This is a genomic window from Acidipila rosea (genome assembly GCF_004339725.1).
GTDB classification, from domain to species: Bacteria; Acidobacteriota; Terriglobia; order Terriglobales; family Acidobacteriaceae; genus Acidipila; species Acidipila rosea.
On the sequence record NZ_SMGK01000004.1, the window covers coordinates 328172 to 346185 of the forward strand.

Genomic DNA, 18014 nt, shown 5'->3' on the forward strand with positions numbered 1-18014 from the left:
ACTTTGGTAACGCTGGCGGCGAAAAAAGTAGCAATACAAGATGTGTGAGCCTTTATACTCGCGTCAACTTATGGCGAACCGCTTTCCTTTATCTGCACTCCTGGTTTTTCTCTGCCTTGCAATTCCGGTATCTGCACAGGATGAAGACCAACTCCCTAACTTTACGGGCTACGTGACAAGTATCCACTCCGCTGAAGAAATCGAGGTCAACTTACATCCGGTGCGGCTCACCGAGGCAACCGCATATTCCCTCCCAGACAACGGAGAAGGCGCCCAGGGGGCTCGGATTGAACAACGAAAAAGCGGGCCGCCTTTTCTACGCAGGGGCACTGAGGTCACAGTTTATGGACGGGTTGATAAGAAGTCGCATGAGTTCCTGGCGTCGAAGGTTGAAATCCACGCCACTGCTCCCCGGCATATAAATGGCGCTGCCATCGAAGATCGGGCGCCGCAACTGGTTGTTCAGAACGGCCATCTGAGTGGCACCATCTATGCCGACGGCAACGCGATTCGGGTGACACCGGCTACAGTTTTAAATCTCTTGCCGACAGGCGAGGAGCTGACCACCTTGGATCCGCATGTGCAGATTCGCTATACAGCGGAACTCCATGCGAATGGGCAGGTCATTGCAACCAAAGTAAATTTCATGAGACTGGATCTGGGTGAAAAGGAGCATCATTTTCAGCAGTCGAGTGACTTCCACATCCAGGATCCCGACTACGATCATCACCAGTACGGACGGGTAAAATTTCTGCTGCATAGTATCCGGATCTTGCCGGATCTCGCTTTGCAGAAGCGTGTAGCCGCTGTCGGAAACAAGCTTATTCCGGAGTGGCAGAAAAACCTTCCGGATAATGATCCTGCAAAGATCTCCTTTCACTTCATCGTGCTTGAGGCGAATAAGACCTTTCCAGTAACTACATTGGATCAGGCGGGCACAATACTGATTCCTGCCAATGTTTTGGCCCGGCTGAATAATGAAGCGCAACTGGCCTGTCTGTTGTCGGCCGACATTGCAGTTGTCCTGGAAAGATACATCTACTCCAACCTCTCGACGGCACGCTCTCAAGAGGCGATCAATGTCGCCATGATGCCATTCATGTTGGAAGGAAGTGCGCTGGCGATGGTGGCGACGAATGGTCTCTATCAGCACAATTACTGGGTACCTTTGACGGAGAGCGCGTACCGCGTAGGCCTGCACTATGTCATCGATGCAGGCTACGATCCCCGAGAAGCTCCCGTCGCGATGCTGCGACTCAGCGCGAAGCATCCTGAGAAGTTCCAGAGTGATCCATTGAAGCAATTCCCGCTCCTCCCGAATTATCTCGAGGGCGTGCTGTCCAGGAACTACGATGCCGCCGACTTTGCCGGCTTGAAGACCAGGGAAGCCGAGTACCAGGAGGTGCTGGCGATGCTGCGCACAGCCGACAGCAAGGCAGCGAAGATCATTCACCAGGAGTCGGGGAATTAGAGACGATTCAGCGGTGGATCTTCGCCGCCGCAGCATCGGGATTGAACATGTAGGTCGGCATCGGAAAGTTGTATCCGGCCTTTGACAGGAAGCGCTGATTGGTCATATCGCCATTGTGGAAGCGGGTGATCGAAAACGCTGTCGGGAAGCCCTGGATCGTGTGGTAATCCGCGTATTCCTCGACCTCGACGTTTTTGTCCTTGTAGACCGGATCGCGCCATTCAAAGGTGCGGCTGAGCGGCAGATGCGTATCCGCATCGGTCTGGATCGTGATGGAGTCGTTGGTTGAAGAGATCAGCGTCACCTGGTCGCTCAGGTGGCGCTCGGCCAGCTTCTGGCCATCGTAGATGAGCAGCGTATGCGGATCTTTGAGCCAGACACGAATTGCGATTTCGATGGAGTGGTCGCGACGCCGCAGAAATTCGTCGCGGTCTTTGTCCGGGATCGCCCGCTTGCCCTTATAGGTAATCTCCCAGCCCTGGTTGCCGACGAACATCTCGATGACATTCTTTTTCTTCGTGAGCTCGGTACGATCTTTGTCTGGAAACTCATGGAAGGCGTAATAGTCGATGACGATGCCGGTTGGCCTGCCCTGATAGAAGCTTGAAGTGCGGCCCTCGTAGTAGGTGTCCTGCAGATTGAGCCACGCATCGCCGCCGAGCGCCTTGACCATCGCATCGAGTACGGCGCGGGCCTGCTTCGAGTTGTCCGTAGGAGCCGACGCCGCAGGGGGCGCAGGAGTCTGCGCACAGAGCAACGGGGCCAGCAGCAAACCTAAGGCCATCACCCGGAGCGCCCTCATCCCACCAGCACCGCCCCTCCATTGACGTTTACGATCTCGCCGCTCATGAACCCCGCATAGGGCGTACAGAGGAAGAGAATAGGCCCCGCAATCTCAAGTGGCGTTGCGGCACGGCCCACCGGGATCCCTGCAAAGACCCTCGGTCCAATCTCCGGGTGGTCCAGCGCTGGAGCGGACATCTCTGTCGCCACCCAGCCCGGCGCAACACAGTTTGCATAGATGCCATCGCGAGCGAGCTCGCTCGAAAGGCTCTTGGTGAAACTGATAAGCGCGCCCTTGGTCACGGCATAGTCTGCGTGAAAGGCCTCGCCTCGCTGCCCGGCGGTCGAGCTGATAAGCACGATATGCCCCGCAGCCTTACCCGGCTCCGGACGCCCCTGCTTCTGGAACTGCCCCGTAGCCGTCTGCACCAGGCCGAAGACGCTGTCGAGATTGACGCCAAGCGTCTCGCGCCACTGCGCATCCGTCATCTCTGCTATGGGCGCGTCGTGCGGCGGCCAGATGCCGTGGTTCACGATCAGGCAGTCCAGACGTCCAAAGGCGGCGATGGCTTTGAAGACCAGCTCGCGGCCCTCTTCAGGCGAGGCCAGTTCCTGTTTGAAGGCAATGCAGTTATTGGGGCCGCCGCACTCCTCCACCAGCGCCTGTGCAGCGGGCTGCGCCGCCCGATAGTTGAAAGCCACTCGCGCACCAGCCTTGCGGAAGAGCCGGACGGTTTCCGCGCCGATGCCGCGCGACCCCCCGGTGATAAGGGCAACCTTGCCCGTAAGAGACAGCTCAACGCTCATGCTTCAGACGCTAATTGAGTGACGGGTAGCGCGCAAGTTTAGATCCCTTGAAGGTAGCGGACGCGGGGTGCAATGGCGAAATTGAGTTGAACCAGCACGATGACCGCGATGCTGATGTAGGTGTTTACCAGGCAAAGTGCAGCTCCGGCGGCGTAAAGCGCCTGCGCGACGACGATGCGGCGCTCGACCGCGCATTCGATCTCATGTGAAACCTCCTGCTTGAGGAGTTTGGCGCGGAGGGCGTAACGCCAGCTTGCGAAGAGTACAGCGCCAAGCAGCAGAATATTTGCCCAATACACGATGAGTGCCGCACGCAGAGTGATGAACTCGGCGAGCAGGTGCGTCGAGAAGGGCATCAGCGTGACGGCAAACAGAAAGGCGAGATGCAGCCAGCTCAGGTGACGGTCACTGCGTTCGAAGCAGTTCAATTGTGCCTGCTGCCCGGTCCAGAAGATACCCAGCGTCAGAAAGCTCATCAGGTAGGCGACCATCTGAGGAGCCATTGCCGCGAGTGCGTGCCACAGCGCCGCATCGCCGTGAATGGCCTCGCTGAGAGGCGTATGCAGGTCGAGCACGAGCAGCGTCATTGCGACTGCGAAGATGCCGTCGCTCAACGCGGCGAGCCGCTCAACACTCTGCCCGGCAATCTGGTTGTAGGGCGTGGCCATCGCGCTAGCCCGGGGGCCAGTGCATCGCCCGTCCGCCCAGCAGATGCAGGTGAAGATGATCGACCGTCTGACCGCCGTCCGCGCCCGTGTTGATGACAGTGCGGTAGCCGCGGTCGAGATTCAGTTCGGCGGCCAGCTTGGTGGTGAGCGCCAGCAGGTGCCCAAGCAGAGCCTGGTCTTCAGCCTCAGCGTGTGCCAGGGAGGTGATGTGCTTCTTCGGCACCAGCAGCAGGTGAACCGGGGCTTTCGGATCAATATCGGCGAAGACATAGGCGAGCGAATCCTCGTGGACTTTCTTGGAGGGGATCGCGCCGGAGATGATTTTGCAGAAGAGGCAATCCATAGTCGATGGCATCAGCTTAGATCATTTTGTGAAGTAGCGCGGATGCTGCCCCGGACGCCACGGGTCATAGTGCGCCGCGAAGAGTTTGCGCTCCGCCGTGGACGGATGACTGCCCGTCCAGAACTGGACGAATGGATTTGGATAGGGAGTCTCCAGCCAGACCTCGCCGAGAAGCTGGAAATCGTTGGCGGCAGTCTGTTGCGGATTGGCCACCAGCCCGTGAATGACCTCCTGGCCGTAGATGTCGGCGTGATGCTCCTGCACCCGGCTGAAGCTGTTGCCGATGGGCTCTGCGAGAAAGCCGAGCACGGTGAAGAGCAGCAGGAGCAGCCCCAGCGACGCCCAATCGTCAGTGGCGAGGATGTGCCACTCGTGTCCGCGGCTGCGGATCAGACCTTGCATCAGTCGATAGGTCAGCCAGTAGAAGAGCAGCGTTAGGAGCGCGGTGAAAAGAATCCCCTTCCAGATATGGTTGAGCACGTAGTGTCCCTGCTCATGGCCATAGATGAAGACGATGCCGTCGGTGGGCGCCGCCTTGACGGTCGTGTCCCACACCACGATGCGTTTGGTCGCGCCGATGCCCGTCACATACGCGTTGAGTCCCGTGGATTTGGTGCTGGCGTCCATCAGGAACATCCGCGAGGGGGGAATGTCGAGATGGCCGCGCGCGACGACCTTCTCAAGCTGCTGCACCAGCGCGGGGTCGGCCTTGGCCAGCGGAGAGAAGTGGTTGAACATGGGATCGATGAAGACCGGAATGACGAAGATGGCCGCGATCTCAAAGGGAATCGAGAGCAGCCACAACCACACCCACCAGTGTCGCGGCGAGCGGCGCATCAGCCAGTAGAGGACAGACACGACCAGCGTGCCGATCGCCAGGGTTAGCAGCAGTGACTTGCCCCAGTCTCCGAACCAGCTAGGCCAACTCTGGACGGATAGTCCGAAGTGGCGCTCGACATGCTGCGCAAAGAGATCCACCGGCAGCGCGATCGCGGAGAGCAGCAGCAGCCACGCTGGCACAACCAGAAAACCTTGCAGCCACGGGCTGGCGGTGTGCCTCGCGGCCCAGGAGCGCACGTGCGCGCCCACCCGGCGACGTAAAAGCAGCCAGAGCAGGAGAATGCTCCATGCTGTGCCGCCGAAATGAATCGCTGTATGCAGTTGGTAGAGCTCGACGGCTTTCGCGAGCTTCTCGGGCGGCAGGGTGTAGATGCCCGAGGGGTTAACCAGGCAGAAGAGGGCAGCGGCTGTCATGGCGACAAGGTACACCAGCGCGCGCCGCGAGGGTGATCTTTTTCAGGCTCCGCGGCGGAGAGGCGTCTTCCCCGCATCCTCCACCCCTCGAAGTTCATCCCATCTTTCCGAACCGAGGCGACGGAAGACCTCGCGCGGACTGACAATATGCGGCAGGTTCAAGGCGCTGGTGGAGTGGCTCGCCCCGTGAACGGTACGTAGCACGCTGTCATAGGCCGCCAGCGCGGAACCGAGTAGTACGTCTGAGAGAAAGGCGAGCTTGTAGCCGGCCTCCTCGATTTGCGCGAAGGAGAGCAGGGGACTTCTGCCGCCGTAGAGAATATTGAGGACGCAGGGGCCGTGAACCAGCTGAGGCACTCGCAGCAACTGCTCGACAGACTCCGGCGCTTCCACCAGGGCAAGGTCCGCGCCCACGTCCAGGGCCGCGTTGGCGCGAGCGATAGCCTCTTCAAAGCCGACAACGGCATTCGCATCCGTGCGGGCGATGATGAGGAAGTCAGGATGTCTGCGCGCAGAAACGGCAGCTGCTATTTTGCGGATGTAGTTCTCTCGCGGGATGACCTGCTTGCGATCGAGATGGCCGCACTTCTTCGGGAAGACCTGGTCCTCGATATGGATTCCGGCGACTCCGCTGCGTTCAAACTCCATCACCGTGCGAGTCATGTTCAGCTCATTGCCATAGCCCGTGTCGGCATCGGCAATGATCGGGATATTGACCGTGGAGGCCATTGCGGAAGCGTTGGTCACCATCTCTGTCATGGTGGCCAGTCCATAGTCGGGCAGGCCGAGCCGACTGGCTGACGTTCCCATGCCCGTCATGTAAATGGCCGAGAAGCCATTCTGTTCGACCGCGGCAGCAGAGAGGCAGTCCATGGCTCCGGGTGCGATGGTGAGCCCCGGCCCGTTCAGGGTGCGGCGCAGCTGGCTGGCAGAATGCATATTCCCTCGCTTCTTCGAGCCGCGGCAGACTGGCATGCAGCGGCTTACAAGTTCCAGCCTAGGCTGCTGAACTTAACCCAGCATGAAGTCTGAATGAAGTTTTTTGAGGGACGATGTGCTGCTTAGTCCAGCCGGACCAGATACGCTTCGCCTTCAGAAGGCGCAATTGACTTCGCGATTTCGACGGCACGGCCATGTTCGTCTGCGGCAGGCCGGATACGCACCCAGTAGCCAGTAGGCCCGTGAAATTCGATGACATTGGCTGTGTGATATTTCCGCTCAAGGTGCTGTTCCAGCTTGGTCGCGTCATGTTCGCTCTTGAAGGCGCCAATCTGGACGCACCAGCGGCCACCGGTATCGAGTGGTTTCGGCGCGGCGTAGACGTCCACCCGGACCTTGGCAACCCCGGGGCGCCATACATCAACCGCCTTGGCGGAGGCGAGCGAGAGGTCCAGGATACGATTCGGCACAAAAGGCCCGCGGTCAGTAATTCGCATGACGGCTGACTGTCCGGTTGCAAGGTTGGTCACACGGATCAGTGAGCCCATGGGCAGCGTGCGATGCGCTGCGGAGAGCATGTGCTCGTCATAGATTTCGCCATTGGCAGCCCTGCGATTGTGATACGGAGGCCCATACCAGCTGGCCATCCCTACTTCCGAGTAGACGGGCTTGTGCGAGGCGACAAACTCCGCGTCGGTAGGATTCCCCGCCGGCAAGCTTCCAATCGGAGAAGCCTCACTGCCGGGCGCTGGAGGAACCGGTTCGGCCGCAGGGCCCGGCGTCAAGACGGGTGGCGGGGGGGCTGATGCGGTGATCGGCCTTCTGTGGCTGCAGCCTGTGAGGATGAAGATCGCGGCGGAGGCGAGCGCCACGGCGAAGGAGAGGCGGCAGTTCCTAGTCATTCTTCTGGCTGTGCTCCAGATGATCGGCCAGCCGTCTAAGCTGTCCCGCAACCACGCGCAGCCCCTCAGAGGAGTCCTGCCGGACTTTCGGCACTACTTCGTCGTTCAGGTAGGAGATCACCTTCTTCACCTCGGCTTCGATGCGTTGCGCCGCACTCTCGATCATGCAATCCCCCTTGACAGCTTTTCTAATATTCGGTGAGGCTCCGGCAGCAGTCAATGGAGGATCAGGACCTCTTTTGACTGGGTGTGCCCTATCGGTAATCGTGCAGGTTACAAGTACAATGAGGATCAAGTAGCTGCGCTGCCGCCCATGTCCCTGGCCTATCCTTCATCGATTCCGTCACTTATCGCGATGCTCACGCAGCATGGGCTGGGGCATTACCTGCACACCCATTACGGCGACCGCACCTTTCAGGGGCTCTACGAACTGAATGCCTTCGATGCGATGCTGCTGGTGCCCTACTTCGTCGTGATGGTGATTCTTGCCTTCTACGGCATGCACCGTTATCAGCTCGTCTATCTCTATTACAAGCACAAGAAGAACGCGACGAAGGAGCCGCCGCGCCATTTTGAGCAGCTCCCGCGTGTCACCATCCAGCTGCCGATTTTCAATGAGCAGTTCGTCATCGACCGGCTGATCGAGGCTTGCTGCAACCTGGAGTATCCGCGCGAGCTCCTCGATATCCAGGTGCTCGATGACTCCACCGACGAGACCACGGTTGTCGCATCGGAGATCGTCAGCCGCTATCGCGAACTCGGTCACGACATCAACTATGTCCATCGCACCGATCGCTATGGTTATAAGGCCGGCGCCCTTGACCACGGGCTTAAGAGCGCCAAGGGCGAGTTTGTCGCCATCTTTGACGCTGATTTTGTGCCGCCGCCCGATTGGCTGATGAAAGTGATCCACCACTTTGCCGAGCCTGAAGTCGGCATGGTGCAGACACGCTGGACGCACCTGAACCGCGATTACAGCTTTCTCACCCAGGTCGAGGCCATTCTGCTTGACGGCCACTTCGTGCTGGAGCATGGCGGCCGCTCGCGCGCCGGAGTCTATTTCAACTTCAACGGCACGGCAGGCATGTGGCGCCGCGAAGTCATTGGCCAGGCCGGCGGCTGGCAGCATGACACGCTTACTGAAGATACCGACCTGAGCTATCGTGCGCAGCTGATCGGCTGGAAGTTCAAGTATCTGCAGGATGTCGAGTGCCCGGCAGAAGTGCCCATCGAGATGACGGCCTTCAAGACGCAGCAGGCGCGCTGGGCCAAGGGGCTTATCCAGACCTCGAAGAAGATCCTGCCGCGCGTCTTCAAGAGCGATGCCCCGCTGCACACCAAGATCGAGGCCTTCTATCACCTGACGGCCAACCTCAGCTATCCGCTCATGGTGGTGCTTTCCACCCTCCTCATGCCCGCCATGGTCATACGCTTTTACCAGGGCTGGTTTCAGATGCTGTTGATCGACCTGCCGCTTTTCATGGCGTCTACGTTCTCGATCTCGTCTTTTTATCTGGTGTCGCAGCGGGAGCTCTACCCGCGCCAGTGGTACAAGACCTTTCTCTATCTGCCCTTCCTGATGTCGCTCGGCATCGGCCTGACCGTTACAAACACCCGCGCCGTCATGGAAGCCCTCTTCGGCATTCAAAGCTCCTTTAAGAGGACTCCAAAATACCGTGTCCAGAAGCGCGGTGAGAAGTCGCAGGCGGCGAAGTATCGTAAGCGGTTGGGGATCGTGCCCTGGATTGAACTGCTCATTGGCTGCTACTTCGCACTGACCATCTGGTACGCCATCGTGAATGAGAACTACTTCACGATCCCGTTTCTGCTGCTGTTTGTCGTCGGATACTGGTACACCGGGCTGTTGTCGCTGCTGCAAGGCCGCTTCGAGCGCTGGCGATCGGGAGGGGCGAATACGGATGAGTCGTCTCCGAAGCCTTTTCCTGTCGGGGTTTAAGGGGCATTTCCCGGCTCCCGGTTAGAATCAGAACAAGCTATGGTTGAGAACAGGTCAGGTGAAGGGGCCGCGACGCACGCGGCTGATGAAGTCCGCTATAACCCTGCGGAGATCGAGCCGCGCTGGCAGCAGATCTGGGCTGCACAGCCGGACCTCTACGCCGCAGAGGCCGCCCCGAAACCGGGCGAAACCGGCAAGCCGAAATACTATGTGCTGGAGATGCTGCCCTATCCCTCCGGTCAGCTCCACATGGGCCATGTGCGTAACTATGCCATCGGCGACGCGCTCGCGCGCTACATGTGGATGCAGGGCTACAACGTGCTGCACCCCATGGGATGGGACGCATTCGGTCTGCCCGCCGAAAACGCCGCGCTCAAGAACAACACCCCGCCACGTGAGTGGACGCTGAGCAACATCGCCGCCATGAAGCGGCAGATGGAGCGGCTGGGCCTGAGCTACGACTGGCAGACCGAGGTCACTACCTGCCTGCCTGAGTACTACCGCTGGAATCAGTGGTTCTTCATCCAGATGTTCAACAAGGGGCTCGCCTATCGCAGGAAGAGCAAGGTGAACTGGTGCCCCGAGTGCGCCACCGTGCTCGCCAATGAGCAGGTGATCAACGGCCGCTGCTGGCGCCATGAAGACACGCTTGTCGAGCAGCGCGATCTGGAACAGTGGTTCCTGCGGACGACCAACTACGCGCAGGAGCTTCTCGATGGGCTGGACAAGCTTGATGGGTGGCCTGAGAAGGTCCGCACCATGCAGCGCAACTGGATCGGACGCAGCGAAGGCGCGGCGGTCGAGTTCGCGATGGAAGATCCGGCAACTGCTCCGGAAGATGAGAAGCATCTGACGCGCCATGCTGGCACCCACGTTCTTCCCGCGCATGATGACGTGAAGGCTTCTGGAGAAAAGGTCGCGGTTTTCACCACGCGCATCGATACGATCTTCGGTGCGACCAGCCTTCAGCTGGCTCCCGGACATGCGCTGGTAAAGACCCTCACCGCCGAAAACCCCAGGCTGGCGAAGGAAGTTGAAGACCTTATCGAGCAGCAGAAGAAGGCGCGCGAAACCGGCGACATCGGCGCCATCGAGAAGCATGGCGTCTTTACAGGAAGGTACGCCATCAACCCCTTCAGCAATGAGCGGCTGCCGGTCTGGGTCGCGAACTACATTCTTGCCGACTACGGCACGGGCGCCATCATGTCCGTACCCGCCCACGACGAGCGTGACTTTGAGTTCGCGAAGAAGTACGGCATTGAGATGCGCATCGTCGTGCTGCCGCGCCGCACGGTTGAGGTGGAGACCGATGGCCCGCAGGAAACGCTGCTGCCTTATACCGAGGAAGACTCCCTGCTGATCAACTCCGGCGACTTCAACATGCTGGGTTGTGTAGAGGCGCAGCACCGGATGGCCGCCTACGCGCAGGAGCATGGATTCGGCCAGGCGACGGTTTCCTTTCGCCTGAAGGACTGGGGCGTCAGCCGCCAGCGCTACTGGGGCACGCCTATTCCCATGCTCTACTGCGAGAAGGATGGGATTGTGCCGGTGCCGGAAGATCAGTTGCCGGTCATCCTGCCGCCGCAGGTCGAGATCACCCAGCAGGGAGGCTCGCCGCTGGGGCGCGTGCCAGAGTTTGTGAATGCGACCTGCCCGAAGTGTGGCGGCCCGGCGCGCCGCGAAACCGACACCATGGACACCTTTGTCGATTCGTCCTGGTATTTCTACCGATACACAGACGCGAAAAACTCCTCCGCGCCCTTCGATCCGGCAAAAGTTGCCTACTGGTTTCCCATCGACCAGTACATCGGTGGCGTCGAGCACGCGATCCTGCACCTCATCTATTCGCGCTTCTGGACGCGGGTGATGCGCGACCTCGGGCTGGTGAAGAATGACGAGCCCGCAGCCAGGCTCTTTACCCAGGGAATGGTGATCAAGGGCGGCGCAAAGATGTCGAAGTCGAAGGGCAATGTGGTCTCGCCCGATGACATGATTGCCCGCTACGGCGCAGATGCGACCAGGATGTACGCTCTCTTTGCCGCGCCGCCTGATCGTGATCTTGACTGGCAGGAGGATGGCGTCGCCGGCGTGAGCCGTTTTCTGGGCAAGGTCTACCGCTTCGTGATGCGTCACGCTGCGATCGCCAGAGGCGTCACAGCCCAGGCCACAGGTTCTGACCCGGCTTCGCAGCAGTTGCTGCGCAAGCTTCACCAGACCATCCGCAAAATTACTCAGGACTTTGGCGGCCGCTGGCACTTCAACACCTGCATCGCCGCCGTCATGGAGATGGTGAACACCTTCACTGCAGCCGACGAAAAGATTGCGTCGGGCGAGGTTCCGCCGGCAACTGTCGCCGTCCTGCTCGAAAACCTGGTGTTGCTGCTCGCTCCGTTCGCGCCTTACATTGCCTGTGAGCTATGGCAGGAGCTCGGTCGGCAGGGTGACCTGCTCCGCGCTCCGTGGCCACAGTTCGATGAGGCGCTCGCGAAGGAGGATGAGCTGGAGGTGCCCGTTCAGCTCAACGGCAAGCTGCGCTCCGTCGTCCGCGTGGCAGCCGAGGCTGATCAGGATACGATCCGCGATGCCGCTCTCGCCGATGAAAAGATCAAGGCGGCCATCGAGGGGAAAGAAGTCGTGAAGGTCATCATCGTCACAGGTAAGCTGGTCAATCTTGTCGTCAAATAGCAGCATCGCGCGCGGGACACAGTCTTTCGTGCACGTACTCGCGTTGTGCTGGAAGCGCAAGTCGCTACTTGCGATCGAAGTGCTGTGGCGCTGGCTTGCCGGGACGCCGCTGCTCTTGCTGCTGAGCTATGAGCTGTTCCGCCTCTGGCGTCAGATAGAGGCGCCGCTGGCTGCTACGGGAATCCTTGACCAGTTTTCGCTCGCCGAGCCTATGAAGGGGGCAGTCCTGGTGGCGAATGCCTTCGGTATCCTATGGCCGCCGGCGTTGCACCTGCTTCTGTGGTTTGCGCCGCTCGCGCTGGCGGTATCCTCGTTCGCCTCGGGCTTTGGCCGCAATGTCGTTCTGCGCCGCTATGACCCGGTCCTTGCGTGGCGCCCGGTGACGCTGGTCGCACTGCAACTGTTGCGCATCGGCATGTTTGTCGGGAGCTACCTGCTCTGGTTTGTTGCCGTTCGCTGGGCAGGTGCAAATTCGCTGCGTGGCGTCGAACCCGATCTGGTCAGCTATTCCATCTGGGTCATCTGTCTTTCGCTCGGAATCTTTACTCTCTGGGCGCTTCTGAGCTGGGTGTTCTCGATTGCGCCCCTGATCGCGATTGTAGAGGGCCGCGGCATCGCATCCAGCCTCCTCCGCAGCCTTCGCCTGGGCTCGCTCAAGGGCAAGCTGGTTGAAGTCAACCTGGTCATGGGCATCGTCAAACTCGCCCTGATCGTACTCGCCATGGTCTTCTCCGCCACACCGCTCCCGTTTGAGTCGGTGGTGAACGGCTGGCCGCTATACGCCTGGTGGATTCTCGTCACTCTGCTCTACTGTGTGGCCTCTGATTATTTCCAGGTCGCACGTACGATCGCCTTTGTCGAGTTCCTGAGAGCGGGTGTGGAGAGCGACCCCGCTTTACATGCGTCCTCATCCCTGAAAAACTCGTAGTGTGGACACGTCCTCGATCGTCATCCTTGATTTTGGCTCGCAGTATACGCAGCTCATCGCGCGCCGCATCCGTGAACAGAATGTTTTTTCCGCCGTGCTTCCCTGCACGGCCTCGCTCGACGAGATAAAGGCCCTCAAGCCCCTCGGAGTTATCCTCTCCGGCGGCCCCTGCTCTGTCTATGACGCCGATGCGCCGCCGGCAGACCCGCGTGTTCTCGCGCTCGGCGTTCCGGTGCTTGGCATCTGCTACGGGCTCCAGTTCATCACCCACCATCTCGGGGGCAAGGTCCGCTCTGCTGAAAAGCGTGAGTACGGCCACGCCGAGGTTTCGCTGGTGGACAGTGGAAATGCGCTCTTCAGCGGGCTGACAGCGTCGCTCAGCGTATGGATGTCGCACGGCGATGAGGCGCTGGAGCTGCCGCCCGGCTTCCATCTCACCGCGCAGACGGCCAATGCAGTGGCGGGCATCGCCGACCCTGAACGGCGCATCTGGGCCGTGCAGTTTCACCCTGAGGTTCACCACACCAGGCAGGGAACCGAGTTGCTGCGGAATTTTCTCTTCAACATCTGCGGAGCAAAGCCCGACTGGACGCCGGCGCACTTTATCGAATCAACAGTTGCAGCAATCCGCGAAAAGGTAGGCGATGGCCACGCCATCTGTGCCCTCTCCGGAGGCGTCGATTCCTCGGTCGCTGCTGTTCTCGTCCAGCGCGCCATCGGCGACCGGCTCACCTGCATCTTCGTGAACAACGGCGTGCTGCGGCTGAACGAATTCGAGAAGGTTCAGCAGACAATGCGTGACAAGCTCGGGCTGAACCTGGTCGCAGTCGATGCAAGCTCACGCTTCCTCCAGCGTCTCTCCGGCGTGACCGATCCGGAGGGCAAGCGCAAGATTATCGGCAACGAATTCATCAGCGTCTTCGACGACGAAGCGCGCCGCATCTTTGAGAGCAACAACGATGAAGTGGCGTGGCTGGTGCAGGGAACACTCTATCCGGACGTCATTGAGTCTTCGTCGGTCAAGGGGCCTTCGCAGACCATCAAGAGCCACCACAACGTCGGCGGCCTGCCGGAGAATATGAAGCTCAAGCTCATCGAGCCGCTCCGCGATCTCTTCAAGGATGAGGTCCGGCGCATCGGCCGCGACCTGCAGATGCCCGAAGATATTCTTCAGAGGCAGCCGTTTCCGGGCCCGGGACTTGCTGTCCGCATCCTTGGTGAAGTAACGCCGGAGCGCGTGGCCCTGCTGCAGGAGGCGGACGACATCGTTGTCAGCGAGATCAAGTCCGCAGGACTCTATCAGCAGATATGGCAATCCTTCGCCGTGCTGCTGCCGGTGAAGAGCGTCGGTGTTATGGGCGATCAGCGGACCTACGCGTATACCTGCGCGATCCGCGCCGTGCATTCGGAAGACGGCATGACCGCGGACTGGGTGCCGCTGCCTTACGAAGTGCTCAAGCGGATCTCCAGCCGCATCGTCAATGAGATTCACGGTATCAACCGCGTCGTCTACGACATCACGTCGAAGCCGCCCGGAACCATCGAGTGGGAGTGAGAGAGTTGGAGCCAATCAAGCTGGAAATGTGTATTGAGTCCGTAGAGTCAGCCGTTGCTGCCGACCTTGGCGGCGCGCAGCGGGTCGAGCTCTGCGCCAACCTCCTTGAAGGCGGCACGACCCCCAGCGCCGGTACGATCGCTGCGGCACGGGCGCGGGTGAAGCTTGGGATCCAGGTCATGATTCGCCCCCGTGGCGGTGATTTTCTCTACACCGATGCGGAGTTCGAGGCGATGCAGCACGATATTCGCGTAGCCAAAGACCTTGGCGCCGACGGAATCGTCTTTGGCCTGCTGAACGCCGACGGTACGGTCGACCGCGAGCGCACCAGCCGCCTGGTGGAGCTGGCTGCACCGCTGCCAGTCACTTTCCATCGCGCCATTGACGTCTCGCGCGACCTGATGGAGGCGTTGGAGACGGTGATCGCGACCGGATGTGCACGCGTGCTGACCTCAGGGGGTGAGCCCTCGGTGGTCGATGGAGCCGAAGTTGTTGCCCGCATGGTGCGTGCTGCCGGAGACCGCATCCTTGTCATGCCGGGCTGCGGTATCACCACGGGGAATGTGCGGAGCATTCTCGCCACGACCGGTGCGCATGAAGTGCATGTGGCTCTTGAAGAGCCGCTGCCGAGCGGCATGACCTATCGTAAGCCGGAGATTCCGATGGGGGGCGTCGAAGGCCGCGAATATCTGCGCTTCCTCACCGCCCAGGCAGCCGTCGCGGAGCTGGTTGCGACTATTAGCGGCTAGTTGACGACATGCGGCCGTTCAAGCTGCTGGCGCAGGCTTCCGGCCAGCTCCGCCACGGCGCGCAGCTTGACTGCGATCTGGGGCGGCACAGACGGCTCTGAAAGCGCCAGCTGGGACTGGAGCAGCAGCCCGGCAACCGTATCGCGCAGCTCGCTCTCCATCGCTGTCGCAGCCGCACGCATGGCGAGGGCCTGCTCCTGTTCGCGTCGGACAAGTGCAGCGCGCACCTCACGCACCAGCCGGTTCGACCCCGAGATGGCAAAGTTGATTTCGAGGGGAATAGCCAGCCCCGTATGCTTCCACAGCAGCTCCGCCCCTTCCGGGTCTGACTCGGCGACAGAGGTATCGACGACCACGATCGTGTACTCGCGGCGACGCAGCGCGGCGAGACCGGCGCGGCGGCTGGGGGCGATCTCAACCGCGAAGCCCAGCTGTTTGGCGATGCTGGCGGCGCAGTTCTCCGCGCCGCTGATTCCTGTAATCATCAGAACACTCTGACTCATCACTTTATTCTCCTCGGTCAATGTTCAGCAGGGGATAGCTTATGCTTCGGCTGCGCCTTCACCGATGCCATACTCTTTCAGCTTCCGGTAGAGGGTCGTCTTGCCGATGCCGAGCAGCTTGGCAGCCATCAGCTTGTCCCCGCGCAGCTGATCGATGGTGGTGAGGATGGTCTTCTTTTCCAGCTCCGCCAGGGTCGTGACGGGAAGATCGGACGCAATGCCGTCGCTCGCCGGCCGGATGACGTGATGACGCGCGTGCATCCAGAAGTTTTGCAACGGCGAGGGAAGATCACTCACCTGCAGACGGGCGCCCGACGTGGTCGAGCAGCCTGCGGTGATGGCGTTTTCGAGCTCCCTGATATTGCCTGGCCACGGATAGAGGTTCACCAGCCGGAGCGCTTCATCGTCCAGGGTGAAGTCCTTCTTGTATTCGGGGCCGTTCTTTTTAAGGAAATGAGCTGCCAGCAAGGGGATGTCTTCCTTGCGGTCGCGCAGCGCGGGCAGCCGGACATTCACGACATTCAGGCGATAGTAGAGGTCTTTGCGGAAGCGTCCCTGCTCGACCATCGCCACCAGGTCGCGGTTGGTCGCCGCCAGGATACGGCAGCGGATGGGAATCCGATGGGTTGCGCCCACCGGGCGGATCTCCTTCTCCTGCAGGGCGCGCAGCAGCTTGGCCTGCAGGTCGAGGGGCAACTCGCCGATCTCGTCCAGAAAGATGGTGCCGTCCTCGGCGGCTGCGAGTAATCCGTCCTTGGCGCGGTTCGCACCCGTGAATGCGCCCTTTACGTAGCCGAAGAGCTCGCTCTCCATCAGTGTCGGCACCAGCGAGCCGCAGTCAACCGGCAGAAACGGCCTGCTGGCATAGGGCCCGCTGGCGTGGATGGTCTTCGCAATCAGCTCCTTGCCGGTACCGCTCTCGCCGAGGATCAGCACCGGATGGGAGGTCTGCGAGACTTTGGACAGGATGCGGTAGACGCGATCCATCTCCGGGCTGCGTCCGATGATGTTGCCCAGCCCCTGCTGCGAGCGCAGTCGCTCCCGTAGCTTGCGGCTGGCGAGGTCGATGGTCCGGCGCTCGGCGGCGCGTTCGAGCACAGCCGCGAGTTCATCGAGGGCGAACGGCTTTGTCAGGTAGTCGGATGCGCCGGTGCGCATCGCTTCGACCGCCGAGGTGACGGTGGCGAAGGCGGTCATGATGATAATTGCCGTTTCAGGCTGCAGCCGTTTGGCCTCGTCCAGCAGTTCCAGTCCTGCGCTGGCTGCACCCTTCAGGTCAAGCAGCATGATGTCCACGGTGTGGCTGCGAAGCGCTTCCCGCGCCGCCTCAAGAGTGGCCACCGCCTGCGCGGCAAAGCCGGTACGGACGGCGATCTCGCAGCAGGCCGAGCGCATGGCCTGATCTTCATCCACGACCAGGACATTCATCCGCACGGTACGCTGGCTCAACTGGTGAGCCGACTGAGGATAGGCAGCGATCTGTAGGTTGGGCACTGTGGCTAGCATTTTACGTTGGGCTCCTTGGGCGAACCAGTAACGAAAGTTTGAAGACGGGGAAGCAATATTTCAAAGCGAGTGCCGCATCCGGGCGCGGAGGTTACCTGCACCGAGCCCCCTGCTGCCTCAATGAGCGCCCGCACGATGCTGAGGCCAAGCCCGCGGTCGCCCCGGCCTGACCAGCGGTCCCTCCGGACCTCCTGCACGCGCGTGCTGAACCCCGGCTCAAAGATGCGATGCAGCACCGCGGCAGAGATCCCGGGGCCACTATCCTGAACGCACACCAGCAGGCCTTCAGGCTGTGCCTGCGCGCGTGTCTTCAGAAAGCTGCGGCCTCCGCTCTGCTGCACCGTGATCCGTATCCGGCCGCCAGCTGGCATCGCCTCCTGCGCATTGCGTACCAGGTTGGCGAGCACCCGGCTCAGGTCTTCCGGGGAAAGGCGAACCGTTCCGGGGCTGGCCATGCACTCGATTTCGAGACTGATCTGAGGCCCCGCAATCCCCGCCAGCAGGCTCTCCAGTTCCTTCACTGCTTTCGCCACATCAACGATCCACCCGCACTCTGCAGGTCGTGGAGAAGGAGAGGTGTCCCTTTGTGGGGTTATCTGTTCCTGTTGCAGGCTCACCATCTGGTCGACCAGACCCGCGCTTGCCGTGGCAATGGCGCGCAGTTCGGCGGCATAGTGCCTGTATCTGGGCGTGAGTACACCCGGTTCCTCCAGCAGGTCACAGTAGAGGGTCAGGGTTGCCAGCACATTCCGCGTATCATGGGCGATGCCGGGCAGCTTATGCCGTGAATCAGGGCCTGCCTGCCTCGGGCTCGTCCGGGGAGAAGCCAGCGGACCGACTCCCTTCGCTCCCCTCGATGATCTCGATGACCTCGCAGGATGGATCGTATCCGAATTCCTATCCATATCTGTTGGCCTCTGTACCTTTCCCGTGCTGGTCGTGTTCTGGTCCTGTTATGGTCCTG

The 18014-nt window shown here is 60.6% G+C and carries 17 protein-coding genes; 6 read left to right on the forward strand and 11 right to left on the reverse strand.

Annotated features, from left to right (window positions below; genetic code table 11):
- Window positions 1-40: 40 nt before the first annotated feature.
- Window positions 41-1471 carry a DUF5666 domain-containing protein gene (locus C7378_RS13560; protein ID WP_131997755.1) on the forward strand — a complete coding sequence of 477 codons (1431 nt, stop codon included), beginning with the start codon at window positions 41-43 and terminating at the stop codon, window positions 1469-1471.
- Window positions 1472-1478: 7 nt separating this feature from the next.
- On the opposite strand, the gene C7378_RS13565 is transcribed toward C7378_RS13560, so the two are convergent.
- From C7378_RS13565 to C7378_RS17750, 8 genes are all read right to left on the reverse strand, one after another.
- Window positions 1479-2255, reverse strand: a complete 777-nt coding sequence (locus C7378_RS13565; RefSeq protein ID WP_131997758.1) for a hypothetical protein — start codon at window positions 2253-2255, stop codon at window positions 1479-1481.
- 14 nt (window positions 2256-2269) lie between these two features.
- Entirely contained in the window at window positions 2270-3061 is a 792-nt protein-coding gene (locus tag C7378_RS13570) for an SDR family NAD(P)-dependent oxidoreductase (RefSeq protein ID WP_131997761.1), read from the reverse strand.
- A 38-nt stretch (window positions 3062-3099) separates the two neighbouring features.
- The gene (locus tag C7378_RS13575; RefSeq protein ID WP_131997764.1) at window positions 3100-3729 is read right to left on the reverse strand and encodes a TMEM175 family protein; all 630 of its coding nucleotides are present in this window, start codon (window positions 3727-3729) and stop codon (window positions 3100-3102) included.
- A gap of 4 nt (window positions 3730-3733) precedes the next feature.
- On the reverse strand, window positions 3734-4084 hold the full coding sequence (locus C7378_RS13580) for a histidine triad nucleotide-binding protein (RefSeq protein WP_279388604.1): 351 nt from the start codon (window positions 4082-4084) through the stop codon (window positions 3734-3736).
- 9 nt (window positions 4085-4093) lie between these two features.
- Complete coding sequence (locus C7378_RS13585) at window positions 4094-5326, reverse strand: M48 family metallopeptidase (RefSeq protein ID WP_131997767.1); 1233 nt, start codon at window positions 5324-5326, stop codon at window positions 4094-4096.
- A gap of 42 nt (window positions 5327-5368) precedes the next feature.
- Window positions 5369-6265 carry an isocitrate lyase/PEP mutase family protein gene (locus C7378_RS13590; protein WP_131997770.1) on the reverse strand — a complete coding sequence of 299 codons (897 nt, stop codon included), beginning with the start codon at window positions 6263-6265 and terminating at the stop codon, window positions 5369-5371.
- 122 nt (window positions 6266-6387) lie between these two features.
- A complete protein-coding gene (locus tag C7378_RS13595) occupies window positions 6388-7167 on the reverse strand; it encodes a septal ring lytic transglycosylase RlpA family protein (RefSeq protein ID WP_131997773.1) in 780 nt (259 codons plus the stop codon).
- A complete protein-coding gene (locus C7378_RS17750) occupies window positions 7160-7333 on the reverse strand; it encodes a hypothetical protein (RefSeq protein ID WP_165876812.1) in 174 nt (57 codons plus the stop codon). The genes C7378_RS13595 and C7378_RS17750 overlap by 8 nt, the downstream gene beginning before the upstream one ends.
- A 147-nt stretch (window positions 7334-7480) precedes the next feature.
- Between C7378_RS17750 and C7378_RS13600 the strand changes: the two genes are divergently transcribed.
- The 5 genes from C7378_RS13600 to C7378_RS13620 are packed head-to-tail and all read left to right on the forward strand — an operon-like array spanning window position 7481 to window position 15041.
- A complete protein-coding gene (locus C7378_RS13600) occupies window positions 7481-9124 on the forward strand; it encodes a cellulose synthase family protein (RefSeq protein WP_207901442.1) in 1644 nt (547 codons plus the stop codon).
- A gap of 39 nt (window positions 9125-9163) precedes the next feature.
- Window positions 9164-11809 (forward strand): leucine--tRNA ligase, encoded by a 2646-nt coding sequence (leuS, locus tag C7378_RS13605; protein WP_131997776.1) that lies wholly within the window; start codon window positions 9164-9166, stop codon window positions 11807-11809.
- Complete coding sequence (locus tag C7378_RS13610; RefSeq protein ID WP_243648255.1) at window positions 11796-12737, forward strand: hypothetical protein; 942 nt, start codon at window positions 11796-11798, stop codon at window positions 12735-12737. Before leuS ends, C7378_RS13610 begins: the two co-directional genes overlap by 14 nt.
- A 1-nt stretch (window position 12738) precedes the next feature.
- Window positions 12739-14292 carry a glutamine-hydrolyzing GMP synthase gene (guaA, locus tag C7378_RS13615; protein WP_131997782.1) on the forward strand — a complete coding sequence of 518 codons (1554 nt, stop codon included), beginning with the start codon at window positions 12739-12741 and terminating at the stop codon, window positions 14290-14292.
- Between the two features lie 26 nt (window positions 14293-14318).
- The gene (locus tag C7378_RS13620; protein ID WP_207901438.1) at window positions 14319-15041 is read left to right on the forward strand and encodes a copper homeostasis protein CutC; all 723 of its coding nucleotides are present in this window, start codon (window positions 14319-14321) and stop codon (window positions 15039-15041) included.
- Here C7378_RS13620 and C7378_RS13625 read toward each other — a convergent pair.
- The 3 genes from C7378_RS13625 to C7378_RS13635 are packed head-to-tail and all read right to left on the reverse strand — an operon-like array spanning window position 15038 to window position 17955.
- The gene (locus C7378_RS13625; protein ID WP_131997788.1) at window positions 15038-15544 is read right to left on the reverse strand and encodes a hypothetical protein; all 507 of its coding nucleotides are present in this window, start codon (window positions 15542-15544) and stop codon (window positions 15038-15040) included. The genes C7378_RS13620 and C7378_RS13625 overlap by 4 nt on opposite strands.
- A gap of 39 nt (window positions 15545-15583) precedes the next feature.
- Window positions 15584-17050, reverse strand: coding sequence for a sigma-54-dependent transcriptional regulator (locus C7378_RS13630; protein WP_131997791.1), 1467 nt, complete (start codon window positions 17048-17050; stop codon window positions 15584-15586).
- Window positions 17044-17955: an ATP-binding protein gene (locus C7378_RS13635; protein WP_131997794.1), complete on the reverse strand. Its 912-nt coding sequence runs from the start codon at window positions 17953-17955 to the stop codon at window positions 17044-17046. The genes C7378_RS13630 and C7378_RS13635 overlap by 7 nt, the downstream gene beginning before the upstream one ends.
- Between the last annotated feature and the right edge of the window lie 59 nt (window positions 17956-18014).